Source organism: Flagellimonas flava (assembly GCF_050617915.1).
Classification (GTDB): Bacteria; Bacteroidota; Bacteroidia; order Flavobacteriales; family Flavobacteriaceae; genus Flagellimonas; species Flagellimonas flava_A.
In genome coordinates this window covers 329,119-348,708 of the sequence record NZ_JBODQE010000004.1, presented here as the reverse complement: position 1 = coordinate 348,708, position 19,590 = coordinate 329,119, and the positions used below count along the sequence as shown (strand labels likewise).

Genomic DNA, 19,590 nt, shown 5'->3' with positions numbered 1-19,590 from the left:
AGTCAATTAGTTTTGAAGATTAGGTTTTCAAGCGACAGTTCAGTGACCAATTTTGTCAATCCCGCATCTTCATACACCATGACCTTCGGGCTCTCATGCGAATAGATGAATTCCAACGGTTGGGACGCATTGATCAATTCTTTGTCCAAATGTTTCAACCTTATCTTTTTGACCAAGTACAAACTGTAGACCCGGTTTACCTGAAAACGCTCCGCGGCTTTCTCATCCAGTTGCAGTAAAAATTGGAGACCTGCCCTTCTATCGAGCTTGTTTTTTAAATTGTTCTCATAGGTAGCCACAGGTTCAAAAGAGATTTTTTTAAATCCGCCTGCCATTTTGTGCGGAAATATATCGTTCAATGAAAAATAATGGTAGGTCCAATACCCTTTCCGGTCAAAATCATAGCTGTTCCCAATAGCCAATTGGGATACATGGTAGGCGGTGAGTTCGTCATTCTCCATAAAAGAGGTACTCCATTTTTGAAGTGGCCCCAGACAATTATCAACAAATGCTTTGTAATTTCTCAACCGTTCAAATTCATTGCTTCCTTGCCCTGCATTTTGACAGTCATCGGTAACACAGATACTGGGTGCGACCTGACGTAGTAAGAAATTTTGCAAAAAGATTGAGTTTCGTCGTGTATCATCGGTATTTCCAGATGGCATTGTCAATCTATCCTTATCCAAATCCTTCATCAAGGGTTTGACATATTTAAGTGAAACCATTAAGGAGTAGTTTTTGAGCCCTTTTTGTGTCAATGCCTGTTTTTTCCGTATCTCAGGGGTAAAGACACTTCGGGTCGGTTTTTGTCCTGCTGGCAAATAATTGTCGAACACCCCAAATCGTGGCAAACCTTGATGTTTCTGTATAGTGATGTCGTGAAACTTTACGGAGGGGGATCTATAAACCATAAGTTCTTCTTCACCGGCGGTCTGGGCATTGGTAAGAGTAACCAAAAGTACTATAAGGAGGAAACTATATTTTTTTCTCATTTTCTGAACTGTTTTCTAATTCCAAGTAATGACCCCATCCATGGTCAATACAATATCATTTTCGGTGTTGATGACCGTTGTACCTTCAAAGGTCACGGTCTTGGCCTCGAAATCCACTTGGTACCCTTCCCCACAAGCGATAAAGAAATTACGAAAAGGGGAAGAACAAGCGTAGAGAAATTCCTCACCATCCGAAGTGATATTCATGGAGATGGTCTTTTCGATATCGGGCGATCCGCCCGTTGTGAAGTCGGCAGCCACGATTACAAAACCGTTTAGGTCACTCTCGTCAAAGACCAGTTCATTGTTCTCTACCGTTATGTTTTCCGAAAGCAATACCACTGATTTGTCGGTACCGGTCAAAACAGTATTGGCCACTTCAATATTGCCCACGGCAAGTGATGTGCCAAATTCAGAAGTCTCATCACCGGTCAAACGTATGGTGCCCTGTACAGTGTTTTCTTGGTTTTCGTCCGTTTCCACATCGTCATTTGAACTGCAACAGATACCAAATAACAATAGAAACAGCATTGATAATATTTGATTGATCTTCATGGTGGCCTGAAATTGCTATCGATTAATTTATTAATCTAGTCATAATATGACCATCAGCCCACCGCCAATTATTTACCGTAGCCAATTCTTGTCTGAACGTAACAAATTATACATTTTTCGTAGTTCTTAAATACGGATGGAATTCTTTCAATTTCAGTTTTTTAAATGTTAAATTTGATATTTTCCAGTGCCAGCCATGCCATACCGACTTAAACGATATTTCCTTTTCCACTCGCTTCTCCTTACCATAGTGGTAGGCAATGCACAAACCACACTTGATTCCTTAAAAAATGAGCTTGCAGAACATACGTCTAGGGATACTTTGCGCATAAAAACATTGATAAATGCTTCAGGAGAACTGACCTATAGCAACCCCGAAGCAGGATTTACTTATGTGGATGAAGCATTGGCCATATCCCAAGAGACTAATTGGATTAAGGGAGAAGCCCTGGCCCTAGGACAAAAAGGAAATCTGTATTATGTACAGGCAGATAACCTAAGGGCATTGGACCATTTTCAAAAAGCACTCAGATTATCAACAGTTATGGGTGATGATGAACTCAGCTCAACCTTGAACAGTAATATCGGGCACATACATGCAGATCTAAAGGAATATGACAGGGCATTGGATAAGTATAAGGATTTTTTGGCCCATGCCGAAGCATCTAACAACATACCCAACCAGATAAGGGGGTTGTCGAATATCGCAATCGTGTACAATGACCTTGAAAATTATCAAGAAGGGCTGCCCTATCTGGAAAAAGCTTTGGTGCTGGCGAAACAGGAGGGTAACGAGTTCTTTCAGGCAGCCATCATCAACAATCTGGCCTTGGGTTACAAGGGTCTGGAAGACTACCAGAAATCTTTGGAGTACTATCAGGAAACCGCAAAAATCGCAAAGAATATCGACAACAAATATGTATTGGCCTCTGCTTTGAACAGTATCGGTAAGGTAAACATTCTTTTAGAAAATTATGGTGCCGCCGAAGAAGCAGGTAAAGAAGCACTATCACTTTCACAAGAAATAGGCAACATAGAATGGCAAGCCGATTCATGGGAGGTATTGAGCACTGTCTATGAAAATCAAAAAAACACCTCCGATGCCCTTGATGCCTATAAAAAACACATTGTTTACAGGGATAGTGTGCTCAATGAGGAAAAAAAGGCAGAGCTTGCCCGAAAGGAGATGCAGTTTGAAATGGAAAACCAACAAGCCGCGGCAGCTTTGGAGCTTGAACGCCAGCAACTCACAAAGAATGGGTATCTAATTGGAGCAATCTTTTTGGTCATTTTGGGCATTGTAGGATACATGTTCTACAAGCGTAGGCGCGATGAAATCGAAAAGAAAAAGATATCTGATTTCAAGGCAAAAGTGGCAGAAACGGAGCTGAAGGCCTTACGCTCACAAATGAATCCACATTTTATTTTTAACTCCCTAAACTCTATAAGCGACTTTATCGCCAAGAACGATACCAAAAAAGCCAATGATTACTTGATAAAATTCTCAAAACTCACCCGGGCGATTCTGGAAAACTCCGAAAAGAAATGGATCAGCGTGCAGGAAGATCTGGAACTGATGGAACTGTATATGCAAATTGAGTCCCTTCGGTTAAAGAATAAGCTATCGTATACCATCGAAATAGATGATGCTATTGACGTTGAAGACACGCTCATTCCACCCTTGATCTTGCAACCTTTTATCGAAAACAGCATTTGGCATGGTTTGGCCAAAAAACCAGATGGGGGGCATATAAACATTACCATGAAGGAGGTCGATGGGTTGATCCATTGTGTGGTGGAGGACAATGGGGTTGGCCGCGCTAAGACATTGCCAACCCAAGATGGCAAAAGCTCCATGGGGGTCAAGATTACCCGTAACCGTTTGGAGATTATCAATACTCTTGAAAAAACCAAGGGCAAGATAGATTTGTTGAATGTTGCCGAGGGATTTCGTGTGGAGATGATGATTCCCTTTGAACTTCAATTTAACTAAAAGATGATGAAAGCCTTGATTATAGATGATGAGCAGCATTGCATCGATAGGTTGCAGATGCTTCTTGACAGCCATTCAGAGAGCGTTTTGGTTGCTAAGAGTTGTACCTCTGTTGTTGAGGGAAAGAAGGAAATCGAACTCCTAAAACCAGATATCGTTTTTTTGGATATTCAGTTACATGACAAAACAGGCTTTGATTTGTTGTCCCAATTAAAAAATATCGATTTTGAAGTAATCTTTACAACGGCTTTTGACAACTATGCGATACAGGCCTTTAAATTTTCGGCTTTGGATTATCTTTTAAAACCCATTGATGAAAACGACTTGAACCAGGCTGTAAAAAGAGTATTGGAACAAAAAGGGCTAAAGGATGCTTCCCAAAAAATAGAAACGCTTTTCCACAATTTTAAGAAAGAGGTCGGGCAGTCCAAAAGACTTGCCATCCCCACTATGGAAGGTCTGCTCATGGTAGATGTCGATAAGATTGTACGTTTACAGTCCGATGTAAACTACACCCACATTTTTATTGAGCCAAACACTAAGATAACCACACCCAAAACCCTAAAATACTTTGAGGAAATACTTGACTCCGAACAATTTTTCAGGATACATAAATCACATCTGGTTAACACGGCATACATTACTTCTTATCTTAAGGGAAAGGGCGGTTATGTTGCCTTATCGGACGGCTCAAAATTGGAGGTGGCCGTTCGAAGGAAAGAAGCTTTATTGCAAAAACTGAATTCTATGTAAGGGCAATCACAAATCCATCCAGACTTTTTAAAATGAACGCTAGGATATATTCACTCAGATATAGCATTCTTTTTTAAACCGATTCTGTTTTAAAAAACCGCCAATTTTCGGCACCGAGAGATTGTGTACTCCTTTAAATCATTACCAGTCCCATTTGCCTTCTTTTTTAGTAGTTCCGTAAATTCACCTTTTTTGATACCATTTGAGCTCTATAAATTATCTAGGAGGTAATCAAAAATCAATTAGTAAAAATTCGAGTTTATACCCAAAAATTGGTAATTAACTCAAAAAAATACTAAAGAGAACAAAGCTAATCGTCATCAAAATCATCCTCACCATTACCCAGTTCCAATGCTTTTACGGATTGTATGGCATTACCAGCAATACCTTTTATTGAACCATACATATCAATGGTGTTGGTAATGACCTTTTCAATTTGACGCTCCCGTTGTTTCCAAATGCGTTGCATCGAGCGTTTTTCGCTTTCCAAGTCTGATTTCATTTGAGAAAAGCCTTCCACAATGGCCTCTATTTGCATCCGAAAAGTGGTACTGGTCAGAAAGTCATATAACATGCCCATTTTATCACCCTTATTTTCTTGTGTGGCCACAGCCAGGCTCAATTGGATTATTGATTCACGTAAAACAGCTGAAAGACCCTTAAATTCTTGATAGGTACAAATCCAAACACCTTCCATCATTCCCATTCTGTCTAGACCAGAGGGCATCACTTCAGTAACAAGTACGCCAATATCAGCATCACGTTCCCGCATATCTGCCTTAAACTTTTCTATCCAACTAGTATGGAAATCTTTTGTTCGTTTGCTTTCATAATATATTTTCCCACAATTTTGACGGCTCCGTGTATTTACCACTTGAATGCAATCGGCACCACGTGCTCCTTTTTTTACTTCATCGATGCTATCCAACGGAAACTGAGTAGCAAGCCATTCTTCGATTGCCAATTCCTGTACTTCACCTTGAAGCTGCATGGATCCCTGTTCCTGTTTCCGCTTCATCTCCTCAGTCAGATTTTTTTGATCTTCCAACTGTTTTTGGAGTTCTCGAAATTTCAACTCATTTTTTTCTTCTTCTGATTTTCGGATTTTTTCACGCTCAGCAAGTAATACCTCATTTAGCTTCTTTTGTGCTTCGGCTTCTGCAGCTTCTTTCAATTCAGATTTTTCACGCTTCAGCTTTTCAATTTCAGCTTTGGAACGGTTCAGTTCTTTAACTTGTTCTGATTTTTCATTGAGTTCTTTCTGTAAAGCCTGAAATTGCTCGGACTGTTCTTCCGTAAGCTTGGCCTTAAGTTTTTCCTCAAGAACCTTTCGGTCTTCTTTTAGCTGCTTTTCCAAACGTTCCTGAAACAGCTCATTTTGTTGTTTTCTCTTTTCCTCGAATTCTTGTTTTGCCTTGTCAAGTTTTTCTTGCTCCGCTTCGTACTTCTTTTTTTCATCAACTAGCTGGGCTTGATATTTTTGCTTGATTTCGTCTTCCAGTTGATGCGCCAAAATATCTTGAACATCAATGGAGGTTCCGCAATTGGGGCATTTTATTTGAGTTGATTCGCTCATATCTACGCTCTTTAATCAATGTATTCGTTAATCTTGTCAAGCCAGCTTTTTATTTCGTCATAACCACCTCTGCTACGCAACCTTGCAATGTTCATTTTTTCAATTGCCGCCATGTTTAGTTGGCGTTTTACTCTTGATATTTTCTTTTTCTGTTTTTCTAGATTTTTAACGGGGTCAGGATTTATTGCCGTCCAATCACCTCCTGAGGCTGAATGTACAGCGATTGCCACTCTTTCGGGTACATCCTCGGTATCCAAAATTTGCGTTAGACTAATCTCGATATTCTGTTCTCGATAACATTCGTTGATTGCATCATGATGTAGATAATTCTCCAGTTCTGGTTTTACAGTGTTAAAGCCGGCCTTTTTTGGATTACCTTCTGCATTGAGAGCCGCAATACTATCTATATATTGCTGTTTGTCCGAGTCATAGATATGAACTTGGGCTTGCAACAGACCATCCAAGTATTTTTTTTCGATATAATATTTTAATTGGGACCCACCCGTAGGAATAAAAGTAACGGCCTCATTGTTTTCAAGATTGATAATCCTATCATCGTCAATATGTAGCAACTTCGAGTAATTGATTAAACCATTTACGTCATTTTCTCCCTCAACGAATACCAAAACCTTGACTTTGTTTTTTGGGTCTGGCAAAGCACCAAGCGTTTCGATTATCCGATCAATTATGTCAGCATTGTCAGTACCATCTGGGTTTGTCCCATTTTCGACATGAATTCCTCCATTATCAGTAAATGCGTACCTCAATGCTTCTTTTGGTATTTCTTTTGCTAGATTTGAATTATGGGTGGTAAAGAGAACTTGTGCATTATTTGTCTCTGCCAGCTCTTTAAGCGCATTTACAATCATTAATTGAAAGTCGGGATGTTGAGAGGTTTCTGGTTCCTCCAGTGCATAAATGATATTTGGAGCATTAGATGTTCTTCTGTTTTCAACTTGTGCTCGGAAAAAACTGAGCAGAACCAAGCGTCTCATTCCACTTCCTCTTTTATTCAATGGAACTCCCCTATCATCCTCCAAAGTCAATTTGAATATCGTACTCCATGACGGCTCCTTTGGAAAATTTGAGCGTAAAGTCTCTGCCAATTTGGAATCTAACTCGTTCAGCTTTTCAATAGTCTCATCGGCCATTGTGGTTGAAGCTTTTTGGACGGCATCCTTTAGTTGTTCCAATAAAGGAGAAATAGCATCTCTTTTCAGAACTTCCTTGACGATTTCTTTCATCGGGTCCTGAATATCGGAATCTTGGTCATTAAGTGGTTTATCTACAAAAAACAGTGAATAAATGGGGAGATATTTCTTTAACCCAGTCCATATTTTTTTTCTATTATCCTCATTGTCCAATCGCCCATCAATTTTGATTTCAGTATTGGTGGCCTGAATTTCTTGATCAGGATAATAATGATTTCTGATTGCCCTTCTTAGTTCTTTACTTTTTCGTTGGTCAATTCCTTCAGAGTTTATTCCCAACTCGTCGAATAGGAGTTTTAAAGTAGTGCGCTTTTTAGCAAGTAAATCAGCGAGGTTCTCATTGTTGGGATGTTCACAAATGATTACTGCTTCTTCTGAAATACTTCCAGTTCTTGATACTGGAAATTTTTTTTTGATTTCCAAGTCACCTTCTGCATTCAGCAAAAATTCGTCTTGTAATGAGGTTTCTACTGAATCATCAAGGATTAAGGTTTCTGGCAAATCATTAAATACACAGGTAATTTCAATCTGTGAGTTGTCATTGACCACCGAAAGGTCATTTTTATCTGGTTTCCCGTTAAAAAAAATATCTAAGGCCTCTAGTATTGATGATTTTCCCACATCATTTTTTCCGATGATTACATTTAAGTCAGAAATATCAATTTCCGTCTCATGCGAGTAACATCGGAAGTTCTTTAGTCTTAGTTTCTTTAATTTCATTTGTTCAACTCTATTTTCACACAATCATCACTGACAAACTCCTTTTTACTTTTCACGCAATTTGGTAAACCCGGACCTTGAACCTCTTCACCCTTTTCAATTGTATCAGCAACTTCGAAATTGAGTTGCAGCAATTGAGTAAGCAAGTCTTTTCTTTTGCTGAAGCCATAGGCGTTTAAAACTGCGTCGTCCAGTTTTCGGTGAGCGTCCTTTAATGGATTGGCTCCTGGTTCCTCTAATATTCGATAGATGTCACGAAGGGTGTAATTGTGTTTGTTTATTATTTCGTTGCGTTTGTCTCGCAACTCTTTTGCAGCAACGGCTACTTTCTTTACATCCGCTAACCTGGGGGTTTGTGGAAATGGAAAGGTATCCCAAACTGTGTTTGTTGTGTATCTTAATCTTTCTTCCAATGTAGAACACTTGGCCTTCCACCATTCCCAATGAATCGAGGACTGTACTATACCGAACATATAGTCATCCTCAAAAGCAAAAACCATCAGGGCATCGTTTGGACTAATTTCTGTTGAACAAAATTCGAATGTTGGTCTTTTGCTAACTCTTGGGACAACTATCACTCTTTGCAACTCTGAAATTGCCTCCAGCATATCCTCTCTTCCGTAAGACAGCTTCCACCAATTCTTATAAAAGTTAATATGATGTTTATTTACTTTGGTATTTGGATTTTTTTCAAGCGCAGCTTTGTTCTTTGCTTCTTGATTCAAGGCTTTCTTTTCTCTATCTGGTAAAACACTTTGCTTTAGTACCTCGTAAGGCTCTTGATAGCTGGCTGCTTCCATAATGTCCATACTGGTAAAATCTATAACATAGCGGTCGGGCTGGCTATTTATCTGTGATACAAGCACATCCCCAATGAGAAAAGGTTTTACAACATCAGAATTTTTATTATTCCTGCGAATCAAATCTTGGCCTTCTTCTATGGAAAGTAAGAAACCTTTATGACCATGGGTTTGTCCTTGGAATACAGATTTTGGCTGCTTGTTGCATTTCAAAATTTTCGCCTTTGAAACATCTGTGCTAACCTTTAAACTGCTGTTGATTTCGTCTAACTTAAATTCATCAAACTCACCATTTCTGTTCGCGATATAAAGGAATTTGGCTTTATTGTATTTACCTTTTGTCCAATTCACAATTGACACACTAACTGCTGCGTCACCAGACCATGGTTGGGATGAAATGGCATTAAATATTGTTCCACCATTGTCCAAAATATAATCCAAGCTTCCTTCGCGACTATAATTTTCCCGTATAGTGTTTGTGCCTACCAAACCTGCAAATCCACCCTTTTTAATATTTTGGTGTGCCTTGTAAAACCAATACACACAGTAATCAGCCCTTCCAGGCACATCGGGGTAGGCATTCCAAAGTTTATTAAGGTATTCTATCCCATATTCCTCTTGCATCTTATTCTTGCTCTGATAAGGTGGGTTGCCAATTATCACATCGGCTTCAATCCATTCTGTAAATAAGGCATCCGCAAAGAGTATGTTCTTGTCCATATTATCCAGCGGCAAAGTATCTTCCATTATAAAAGGGATACCCGTTTGAATAGTATCTACCCAATCCCTTGTCTCTTTAATAGCAATTTCTTTGGCCAACATTAGGGTGACCTTTGCCAATTCCACAGCAAACTGATTATAATCCATGCCATGAAACTGCTTGATACTTACTATGGATTGTGTGCCAATTTCAGCCGCGCTTTTAGGAAATTCAGTATGTATCTTGTTGAGAAGTTCCATTTCAATACGTTTTAACTCTCGAAAAGCCACGTAGAGAAAATTACCACTCCCACAAGCTGGATCAAGAACCTTGAATACAGCCAATTCCCGTCGAAGCTGCTTCATGTCCTTTAAGGTTCTGGCTTTAGTTATTTTTTCACGCCATGGTTGAATAATAGTGGGATGGACAATTTTTAGAATATCCAATTCGGTGGTAAAATGTGCTCCAAAAGCATGTCTAGCCTTTTCGCCCATGCTGCTCTGGAAAATGGTTCCAAAAATGGCAGGGTTGACCTTGTTCCATAGCTTACTGGAAGCATTCAATAGCATCTTGACTTCTGCATCGGTCAATTCAATAGGTTCAGGCGCGGCAAACAAACCGCCGTTGAAGTAAGGCACCTCTTTGAACCTGCCACCCCTTGCAGGCTCTCTGCTATTCATTTGATTGAAAAGACCACCTATCAAATCATAAGGGTTTCCTCTCCCTTGGTGGCTATCGAGCAAAATCTTGGTAAATATGTCCTTGGGAAGCAATTGGTAGTCTTCCGCGAACATGGTGAATACCGATTGTAGTATAAACCGTTGTGCCCTCTCCCTTTCAACACCACGTTCAAGGATTGAGTTGAAAACCTTTGCAACCGAATCAGCGGTTTCCCTCGTGGCTTCCTCTAGGTTGTTTTCGAAGATAGGGGTTGTTGCTTTTGGCAACATGAAATTGAAGGCCGTATATCGGTCGGCAAGCTCTTCAAGTCTTATGCGGTCAAGGGGTTCATCTTGAAGGGCAAAATCATAAATGATAAATTCATCGAAATTGCAGAGGATGGAATACTTAGGTTGGTTTGGTCTTAGCTTCCACCAATAATCAAAAATCTGGGTACGGTGACTCGGTAGCTGTGCGCCTTTTTTCTTCATTTCAATGAGTACCCTTTCACCCCAAAGCAGGTCAGCGAAGTTGGTTTTCTTTTTTGATTTTACCCTAAATTCTAGCGTGGCCCCGGCTTCTTTATATCCGTCATGACCAAAGGCTTGAAATAGCCTATCGCAAAAGACTTGCGCCTCTCCCTTTTCATCGCCATCAAGTCTCGATGCATATTGGACAAAATCATTTATTTGGTCGGTCATAAGATTTGCTTTAAGAGCTTATCATTCCACGTTTTCGAAAAACTTCACAGCGTACTTGCAATAGTCAATTATCATGTCTTTACACGTTTCAAATTCTTTTCGATTTCCTAACCAATTTCTGCAATTTTCGGTTATTTCTTTACCAGCCTTTAATTCAGAGTAAGAAATGCACTTAATATGTTTAGGAGTTATTAAGATGAACAAGGCATTTTCAAAAGGGTAGTCATCATACTTTTCGATATCCTTTAAAGCAAGTCTGCCGCTTTTTCTGAATTTAACCTCAATAAAATGTGCCTTTTTATCTTTAAAAACCACAAAATCCGGCATTTGTCGAATATTCTTTGATACATCCCCACGAACACCTTTAAGTAAGTCCGCAATGCCAGGAATAGAGTTTTCCATTCCATATTTAAATACCTGAAAGCCCAATGAAATAAAGAGCTGCTCAACAATAGTCTCTGCTATTCTTCCTTTAATTACTCCTGAAACCCAAGGATTTCCATTTTGCTTATTATAACAATCACTGCATAGCCCATTTTTAAATTTGGTATAAGCTGCGCATTCGATACACTCTGGCATAAACGATTCTCTAAATTAAAGGGGGATTTCAACGTTATCACCAAAATAACCAAACCAAGTCGCATTAAAAAATGGCAATTGTTATTTGGGGTTTTCCTATAAAAAAACTGTGGTTTTTGTCCAATCAAGAAAGTCTCTAATTAGCTCTTCGATGTATAATATATTTTACGATAAGCCAGAAAAAGAAGTGACCTTAATTTTCGATCACCTACTTTTTAAAATTTGTAGCAATCTATGGTTGATAAAATAATTGCTCTTCCCAATTTTCAACTTGGTCAAAAACTGTTCTTCATGTTGGGCCAGCGCATTCAAATAGCTGCTTGCAGTATTTCTATGTACATTAAGCTCACGCTCTAAAAAATCAATTTTAGTGTAGGGGTGCTTAAAAAGGGTATTGATTAAATCGTGACTATAAAACTTGAATTCACGTCGAATCTTCTGTTTGTAATCATCCATTAAGTGCTTGATATTATTGACCACCACAATAGTGTCCTTAGCAGTAATTTCTACTCCCTTTAACATCCATAACAACCATTCTTGCCAGCTTTCATCCGTTCGAACTTTTTGCAACAATCTGTAGTAGTCCGCTTTGTTTTTAATGATGTAACTGCTCAAATACAAAACAGGGATGTCCAGTAAGTTTTGATGGACCAAATACAACATATTCAGTATTCTCCCAGTTCTACCGTTTCCATCATAAAAAGGGTGGATACTCTCAAATTGATAATGCACGATGGGCATTTTGAGCAAAGGATCCACGGGATGTGCTTTAGGATCATTAATATAAGTTTCCAAGTTGTTGAACAGGGCCATAATCTCACTGTATTGTTGGGGCGGTGTAAATACAACTTCTTGGGTTCTTGGGTTTTTTAGAACCGTACCAGGTACTTTTCTTATAGGATGGTTTGGTGACACCAGCTCTTGTATCCTTTTGATATCGTTAATGCTAAGCACACCCTTTTCCCTGATGATTTTGAAACCCAATTTTAAGGCCTGGGCATAATTTTGCGCCTCTTTAGCCGCTTGCGAGATATTTTTGGTCTCGATAGCAGCCTGGTACAACTCATCATCCGTAGTCACAATATTTTCAACTTCATTACTGTCCTTTGCCTCTTGTAATGAAATGGTATCGATAAGTATCTGTGAATTGGGTATCTTTTTTACCTCTCCCTTTAATTGGGCCAGGGCACGGCTTGCTGCATTTAAGTTTTTCAATACAGCAACTGTCTCTATTTGAACCTTTGGCGGTAGAAAGGGAATTTGAATTTCTGTTTCCAACTAATCCTTATTTGCTTTGCTATACAAGAAACAACTTTTTTTGTGCATAAAGGTCATTTTATGCACAAATAATCTTTTTTTTTGTGCACGTTATGAAAACATGCACAAGGATTATCTTTTTAAAGGCATTTGAGATAGTAATGAATTGCTTATTGCTTTTTATTCCAATCACTGTAAACCTCATAGGTTTTTGGATGCTCTTCGAAAAACGTATTCAGATGCGTTTGATAGGCTTCTATTCCCAGATTATATGCTTCTTTTTTTATGTCCTGTTTGGATTCGTATTGGATATAGCCAAACAAAATTGCTACTGCAGAAACTACCATGGAACTGATAAAGGTAATCACCGCCCATTTCGGATAGATCTTAGCATTTTCTAATTTTCTATTCAATCTATTTACATAGGCTTCCCGATCTTCGGTTTCCTTTTGCTGAAAACTTTTTAGTTCAGATACTAAGTTATCAATGGGAGCCAGGTCAAATCTGACCTTTAAATCCTCGGCCCTCTGGAGACCATTTTCCAGTCTTTTAACATTGGCCTCAAAATCGGTCAGCTCGTTGACCAAAAGTTGTGTGATTGTTTCAAGTTTATTCATGGCATAGAATTTAAATACCCATTCCTAGGTCAATGGATTTCTTGATTGCTTTTTTGGCAAGGGATATTGCCAACTTCTGAGGAACCGGAACCACTTTGTCCAACAATTTGATAGTGTTCTTTGGCGAGATGATTTTATTTGGTGCATTGTAACGTGTCAATTCCCTGCCAATTCCAGCCATGCCCATATTTCTATGTATCTCACTTCCCTTAAAACTGTGTCCTTGAAATTCAAACCGAAACCCTTGGAGTTTACCTTGCTTATTGATGCTAGGGATGACTTGAACCCCATTGGCCCTCATGCCCTCGAGATACTGTTGGTAGTTTTCAGGTTTTTGATGTCTTAAGGTCAGTTCATGTCTTCGTTTGATTTCATTGCGTAATTCTTTGGTCTGGAATTCCCGTACCATTTGTACTTGTTTAACGGTGGTCAACCGTAATGTTTCAGCAGTTTTTTCAGCGGCCTGTTGACTCCGTTTGCCAATAAAGCTGTCATTGTAGGCGATTCCTTTAAAGTCAATACGGTTCACATATAAGTGGATATGGGTATGATCTTTATCCCTATGGACAAATGCGATGGCTTGTCGTTCACCAAGCTTCATTTTCTCCATGAACTCCTTAGCGACTCTTTCAAGCTCTTGTTTTTTTAGACGTTGCCCATCATTGATTGTAGGACTGAGCACAAAAGATAGTGTGTTGCGCTCACAGTTATGGTTCATTGCCTGTATGCGCTGAAACTCCTCGGTAATCTCTTTGGGGTTTTCCCCGACCAAGTGCTGTCTGAGCACCACTTCGGCATTCTTTTCCTGATTCCAACCATAACCCATCGAGGCACGGGTATGTGATATGGATTTTCCCTTGCCAATCATTTACTGAATCTTTTAAGATGTTCCTTGATTTGCTTAGCGGTTTCGTAGACCATTTCAGTCAGCTTTGGACTCTTCTTCCGGAACATATTCCCAATAGATTTGAAGTTGTTGTGGTATTTGGCCAACATTTGATAGATTTCGATTTCCTCCTCAGACAGCCGTTCAATTGTAGCTTGTTCCATGGCCGCCCTGCGAAGGAATTCACTTAATGACAATCCACAGAGTCTGGACTTGGCCAATAGCAACTTTTTTTCATACATGGTACAACGGAATTTCACCAACTGGGTTTTCCCCTTAAACAACTCTTTTTTTTCCCTGCGACCATCGGGAGCAGGCGAGATTGTGTCCACAGACACACATCTCGAATTCTTAACAGAATTACGTTTTGGGTTAGCTGTCTCATCAACCAATTCTGATAATGTCACAGTAGGTACAGCCTTTTCTTGGGTGAGGGGTACGTTATTTTTTTCTGCCCAACGACGTAATGCAACTTCAAGTGCATCCAATTCTTTTTCCAAATTACTCCCGCCCATGATGCATCAATTTTTCGTTTATATCCTTGAATCCGGCATAACAATTTCTTCGGTCTGTAGCTTTTGGATACAATCCGATTAAATATTGGGTTATTTTATCTCCTGCGCTGTCATTGTCCAGCGCTAGATTGAGGCCGGAATATTTTTTTAGGATGGAATTGACTTTCGTGGCAAAGGCTAGTGAGTTCAAAACAAGTACATCGGATTCAGTGAACCATTTTGGCCGGATGACCAAAAGCGACAAAAAATCGAACATTCCCTCAACTACGGTAAGGCTTGGATTGTTATTTTCTATTATGGTGATGGCCTTAGGAGATGCACAATATTTTTGAAAACAATTGCGTAATTCCCAACCTCCAATTTTGTTTTGTAACCCCAGGGCAAAAAAGGATTTTTTGCCTATTCCAAAGTGCACTTGTTTAATATATCCATAGGCCAGGGTCAACGGGATTCGACGCTTTTGTAGGTAGTCAATTAATGCCACATGACTTATTGGCCTTATAGCGTCAATACTAATCTTTTTCTCTCTCACAACTGATGGGGGCTGGTGAAAAGAAAAAGAACTTGTTTGGCCTTGGAGCCATGTCAAGGTTTCCCCGACACCAAAGCTTTTCAATCGGCAAACAAGGTCGATTATATTTCCTCCAAGGCCTTCACCATGGTCGTACCATCTATTCAAGGTTTTGGAGACCTTAAAAGAGGCTTGGGTTTCTGACCGGAACGGACTCAGAAACCAAGCTTCTTTTTCCGTTTCCCTTACTGGAAAGTGCCCTAGCTTTGCCATCGTCTCAACGATGCCAACGGTACGGGCTCTTTCACAGTTAAATCTTTTTTCTTTCATGGCTCTTTGTACATTTAAATTTTGATGACTTGATGAAGAATCATTCAAAAGGGTTATTCCTGTTGGTCTTACTGGCTTCATCATTTTTTCATCGTTTCATCGTTTCTTCTTTTCTTGGTTTAGGCTTTGTCATCATTCTTTGTTTTGATGACGGAATGATGACAAAGTGATGACGGATTTAAATCCCATAAACAAAGGGATGGTCCTAGGATGTCATCATTTCATCAAAATTTTTCAGTAGAAAATGCTTGGATATGGAAAAGTACCTGCCTTTTGCATCCTCTAGATTGATTTCACCATTGTTCCAAATGGTTGCCCGCTGGTAGCTGTTTGAGTTTTTCTGGTTTTCCAATTTCCAATCCTTCTTTAACAGTCTACGCAATTGGGTCAGGTCAGTCTTCACTCTGGTCTTGTTGAGCATGTGGAGGGCATCCATGGGACATAGTTGAATCTCGCTCAACTCAAACTTGTCCATGGCACTTAGTAGTAGACTGGCCAGTTCTTTTTCCACTCTGTTGCGGTTGTTGTTCACTAGCTTTTTAAGCGCTGGAGTAAATAGTTGGTTGGGTGAAAACCACATTCGAGTGGATTGAATAGTACTGACTTTACGATTGCCCAGATAGAATAGAAATGCTGGGATTTCAGCGATGAGTTTTTCCAAAAAGTCTGTTTCCTCATTTTTGATGGGAGGAATTTTACGAACCCAGAAACGGGTCTCATTTCCATCAATTTTTATGAAGTTATCCTCGTTGTTGCTGCAGAGAATAAACTTGCCGAAGAACTCCACTTCACGTTTGTCTTTCCCTTTGGCCTCCAACTTGTTTCTATTGGTGGTACTCAGGTATTTTATGCGCTCGGTCAGTTCCTCTTTATTGAACAATACTTCATCAATGCATATCAAAAGCTTATTGGCCCAATCCGCATTGAACTGACTGCCAAAGCTGTCATTGGTGAGATAGGTAAGGTTATTTTCAAATATTTCCTTTAGCCATTTTAAGAAAGAACTTTTTCCTGTACTGCGTTCTGAAGAGACCAGACACAAAATAGGCAAAATCTGGATGGGCTTTACATATAATAATTGCAGATAATCCAATCCCAATTCCTTTTGGTGCCCAAAGATGTGCTCCAAGAATTGTAATGTCTTATCGATGGTGCCTTCCTTTGGAACAAAGCTTAACTGAGAGTAAATATTATAGAAGCCATGGTGTTCTTTTTTGAAATCTATATGGTTGGGAATACAAGTGAAACCATCATATTTTGGAACCTTGCTCAAAAAATCCTTACCATGATCTTGCTTTATGGTGTGTTCACTCCACGAAACCAATTGTTCGTTAAAATGGCCTGAAATTGTGGGCGATTTTACCAGTTTATAATACGTCGTGCCCACCCTTACGTAGGGGATTGTTTCCATAATTAAACTTTCAGATTCTTGAGCTAAACTCTTTTTCTTTTCAACAGCTGCTCATTGAACTTTTGTTCCAAAAATTCATCGGATAAATCCGGTTTACCCAAGAGCCAGGCATCAATAGCCTCTTTGTCAAAAAATTTCTGTCGTACATGGGCGTTTTCGCCCATGGGAATCAAGCGGAGTGAAGTGAGTTTGTAGATCTTACTTTTTGACAGTCCCGTATAGGCCACCAAATCATCTACGTTCATAACCCGTTTGTTTTGGGAAAGCAGGGTTTTAATTTCAGTTAATAGTCCTACGACTTTCTTTTCCTCAGTCATTAGATTTCGATTTAAATTAATGATTGAGTAAAGGCCTTTACCGTGAATGCGCTAGGCAAACATAGGAAAGTTAATCACGTTAACTGGAACAATAAGAGGGGCTTGTCAAAGAATTGCGGTAAGTTTATTGTTCTCCGAATACTTCGATGATTTTTTCATGTTCAAGAACCACCAGTTGCTTATCTTTCATTGAAGTGTTCCATCTACTGAAACTTGATTCCAGCGTATTGGGATTAACAGGATTCCCGTTCATCGAGAACGATTCCCTGATTATTTCAAAAAGCATTTTACGACGAGCTGTATCGATGTCAATTATTCCATTCCTGACAAAACGGTGCATTAAAGAAAACACAAAGAAATAATTGGCCGAGCTGCCATTTTTTATGAGGTTACGATTGTTTATTTTGGTTTGGGGAATATATCCCATCAATAACAAATGAAAATTATCCAAATCTTCATCCGTCAACAATAATTTTGGGAAATCCTTTCCGTAAAGATTGATTTTGATCATTTCCAATCCATGTTTGTCCCGATGGAATCTTTTTAGCCCTGACTGATAGCCAGCTGAAAGAATAATGGTTAGGAAGGCCATGCTCAAATACCCTGTGAAAATCAAAAGCTGTGTCTTGAAGGAGTCGGAAAAAGTGAAGGCCGCGATGAAAGCGATAGGTGTCATACAGGTCAAAAGAAAAAGGATTTTCTTCCCTTCACTCTTATCCAAGGAATGATAAAAGCTTTCCTTTTTCTTTAGAAACTTGTAAAAGAACTTTCCTATGGCCTCAATAACTCCCTTCATTCTAATGAAAATCACAAGATTAACCTAAATGTAAACAAAAGAAATTACCTTTGGAAAGTGTTGTACCTATGTTGTACCCAAGGGAAAGAAAAAAGGCTCCCGATTTCTCGGAAGCCTTGTGTTTACTGGTGCGGTCTGGACGGGACTCGAACCCGCGACCCCCTGCGTGACAGCCTTTAATTTTTAAAATTATAAATGAACAGATTTATTTTTATTTAATTGATTTCCAGTTATATATCTTTAAATCTATGATTGTTTTATTGATATCATAGTATATCAATAACATAAAAACTTTGCACAAACTATGCACAATTCTTTTTCTACTTTCATGAAAAAGAACGTCAGCTTTGGCTAAGATAACCCTAACTCTGGATACTAGAAAACACTCCAAAAGTAAACTCTCAGGAAAGTATCCAGTGGTCTTAAGCGTGTATCACAAAAAGCCTAGGTTTATACGAATGGATGTTTATACCTTGGCTTCAGGATGGGATGAGTCAAAATCTCAGTTAAAGAAGTCCGCACCTGTAAATAAAAATCTGGATTGCGATTCGATTAACATAGACTTGGACCGCAAGTTTTTTAAGGCAAAAGAACTACTGCGAGAAATAGGTGATAGTGTTGGGCTTATATCTGTTGACCGTCTCATTCAGCACATTAAAGAGAAATGGGATGAAAATCCTGAATCTCATATCAAAAACAAGGTGGAAAATGAGATTTCCCTTATACAATGGTCAAACATCGTGATACAACGGAGTTTAAATGCAGATAGCCCTCATACAGCAGGGTGGTACCAACAGGGTGTTGATGAAATCGTCAAATACAACAATGGAGAGGACATCATGTTATACGACCTTACTGTCACTTTCCTTAAAAACTTTGAAGCCCACCATAGGGGCAAAGGCAACAGTGTAAATACTATTGGTATAATACTAAGAGCCGTTCGATCCATTTATAACAAAGCCATTGTCGAAGAGTACTATAAACCAACAAAAAGTGTATTTGAGTCTTATAAGATTCCAGCAACCATCAGAACAAAAAAGAGAGCTATTTCCAAAGAAGAGATTTTACGATTGTGTGAACTCGAATACGAGCCTTTCGGCCCCCTTTGGAATGCACGGAACTATGCACTAATAATGTTCTATTGTAAAGGGATGAACTTCATAGATTTAGTAAAGGTTAAAACGGACCACATCCAAGGAGATAGGCTCCATTACGGCCGAAGTAAAACAGGAACCCCTTTGTCGGTCAAGATTCATCCAAAACTGAGAACCCTGTTGTTTTTCTATTTGGCCGGAAAGAAGAAAGGGGACTATCTTTTTCCCACCAACTATGACGGCTCCACCAAACATTTCCAGAAGTACAAGAGCCAGCGCCGTCGTATGAACGAACGTCTTAGGGTAATTGCAGAGGATGCCGGAATAGAAGCAAAATTCACCACCTATACCATCCGTCATTCTTGGGCGACCATTGCCAAGTATATTGGAATCTCCACCGCATTGATAAGTGAAAGCTTGGGTCATGCATCCCTCAGGACCACAGAGATTTACTTAAAGGACTTTGAGAACGAAGTTTTGGATGAAGTAAACGAATTAGTAACAACATAATCCAAACCGAACAACTCACCCTTGTTTTGCAGAAGAATAAATTCTTCACATAAGAAGCTTGGGAGTATCCAAATAAGAAAAGATAAAGCAAAATAAATTTTGAATC

General features: G+C 39.3%; 17 protein-coding genes. 3 read left to right on the top strand and 14 right to left on the bottom strand.

The window, feature by feature from the left end:
• Positions 1-2 precede the first annotated feature (2 nt).
• Complete coding sequence (locus tag ACRHOZ_RS12830; RefSeq protein ID WP_431126237.1) at positions 3-992, bottom strand: hypothetical protein; 990 nt, start codon at positions 990-992, stop codon at positions 3-5.
• Between the two features lie 15 nt (positions 993-1,007).
• Entirely contained in the window at positions 1,008-1,547 is a 540-nt protein-coding gene (locus tag ACRHOZ_RS12825) for a hypothetical protein (protein ID WP_431126235.1), read from the bottom strand.
• Positions 1,548-1,743: 196 nt separating this feature from the next.
• On the opposite strand from ACRHOZ_RS12825, the gene ACRHOZ_RS12820 reads away from it, so the two are divergent.
• Positions 1,744-3,540 carry a tetratricopeptide repeat-containing sensor histidine kinase gene (locus ACRHOZ_RS12820; protein WP_431126233.1) on the top strand — a complete coding sequence of 599 codons (1,797 nt, stop codon included), beginning with the start codon at positions 1,744-1,746 and terminating at the stop codon, positions 3,538-3,540.
• A gap of 3 nt (positions 3,541-3,543) precedes the next feature.
• The gene (locus ACRHOZ_RS12815; protein WP_431126230.1) at positions 3,544-4,293 is read left to right on the top strand and encodes a LytR/AlgR family response regulator transcription factor; all 750 of its coding nucleotides are present in this window, start codon (positions 3,544-3,546) and stop codon (positions 4,291-4,293) included.
• Positions 4,294-4,603: 310 nt separating this feature from the next.
• Here ACRHOZ_RS12815 and ACRHOZ_RS12810 read toward each other — a convergent pair whose 3' ends face one another.
• From ACRHOZ_RS12810 to ACRHOZ_RS12755, 12 genes are all read right to left on the bottom strand, one after another.
• Positions 4,604-5,869, bottom strand: a complete 1,266-nt coding sequence (locus tag ACRHOZ_RS12810) for a DUF2130 domain-containing protein (RefSeq protein ID WP_431126228.1) — start codon at positions 5,867-5,869, stop codon at positions 4,604-4,606.
• 11 nt (positions 5,870-5,880) lie between these two features.
• Positions 5,881-7,800, bottom strand: coding sequence for an ATP-binding protein (locus ACRHOZ_RS12805; RefSeq protein WP_431126226.1), 1,920 nt, complete (start codon positions 7,798-7,800; stop codon positions 5,881-5,883).
• On the bottom strand, positions 7,797-10,661 hold the full coding sequence (locus ACRHOZ_RS12800) for a DNA methyltransferase (RefSeq protein ID WP_431126224.1): 2,865 nt from the start codon (positions 10,659-10,661) through the stop codon (positions 7,797-7,799). The genes ACRHOZ_RS12805 and ACRHOZ_RS12800 overlap by 4 nt, the downstream gene beginning before the upstream one ends.
• A gap of 21 nt (positions 10,662-10,682) precedes the next feature.
• On the bottom strand, positions 10,683-11,240 hold the full coding sequence (locus ACRHOZ_RS12795) for a hypothetical protein (protein ID WP_431126222.1): 558 nt from the start codon (positions 11,238-11,240) through the stop codon (positions 10,683-10,685).
• Positions 11,241-11,444: 204 nt separating this feature from the next.
• Positions 11,445-12,518, bottom strand: coding sequence for a Fic family protein (locus ACRHOZ_RS12790; protein ID WP_431126220.1), 1,074 nt, complete (start codon positions 12,516-12,518; stop codon positions 11,445-11,447).
• 149 nt (positions 12,519-12,667) lie between these two features.
• Entirely contained in the window at positions 12,668-13,114 is a 447-nt protein-coding gene (locus ACRHOZ_RS12785) for a DUF6730 family protein (protein ID WP_431126218.1), read from the bottom strand.
• Between the two features lie 10 nt (positions 13,115-13,124).
• Complete coding sequence (locus ACRHOZ_RS12780; protein ID WP_431126216.1) at positions 13,125-13,982, bottom strand: relaxase/mobilization nuclease domain-containing protein; 858 nt, start codon at positions 13,980-13,982, stop codon at positions 13,125-13,127.
• Complete coding sequence (gene mbpA, locus ACRHOZ_RS12775; RefSeq protein ID WP_431126214.1) at positions 13,979-14,515, bottom strand: mobilization protein MbpA; 537 nt, start codon at positions 14,513-14,515, stop codon at positions 13,979-13,981. Before mbpA ends, ACRHOZ_RS12780 begins: the two co-directional genes overlap by 4 nt.
• Positions 14,502-15,356 (bottom strand): toprim domain-containing protein, encoded by an 855-nt coding sequence (locus ACRHOZ_RS12770; RefSeq protein ID WP_431126213.1) that lies wholly within the window; start codon positions 15,354-15,356, stop codon positions 14,502-14,504. Before ACRHOZ_RS12770 ends, mbpA begins: the two co-directional genes overlap by 14 nt.
• Positions 15,357-15,561: 205 nt before the next feature.
• Complete coding sequence (locus tag ACRHOZ_RS12765; protein ID WP_431126211.1) at positions 15,562-16,767, bottom strand: DUF5906 domain-containing protein; 1,206 nt, start codon at positions 16,765-16,767, stop codon at positions 15,562-15,564.
• Positions 16,768-16,790: 23 nt separating this feature from the next.
• On the bottom strand, positions 16,791-17,084 hold the full coding sequence (locus ACRHOZ_RS12760) for a helix-turn-helix transcriptional regulator (RefSeq protein WP_431126209.1): 294 nt from the start codon (positions 17,082-17,084) through the stop codon (positions 16,791-16,793).
• Positions 17,085-17,208: 124 nt separating this feature from the next.
• The gene (locus tag ACRHOZ_RS12755) at positions 17,209-17,880 is read right to left on the bottom strand and encodes a hypothetical protein (RefSeq protein ID WP_431126207.1); all 672 of its coding nucleotides are present in this window, start codon (positions 17,878-17,880) and stop codon (positions 17,209-17,211) included.
• A 347-nt stretch (positions 17,881-18,227) separates the two neighbouring features.
• Between ACRHOZ_RS12755 and ACRHOZ_RS12750 the strand changes: the two genes are divergently transcribed.
• A complete protein-coding gene (locus ACRHOZ_RS12750; protein ID WP_431126205.1) occupies positions 18,228-19,484 on the top strand; it encodes a phage integrase SAM-like domain-containing protein in 1,257 nt (418 codons plus the stop codon).
• The last annotated feature ends 106 nt before the right edge of the window (positions 19,485-19,590 follow it).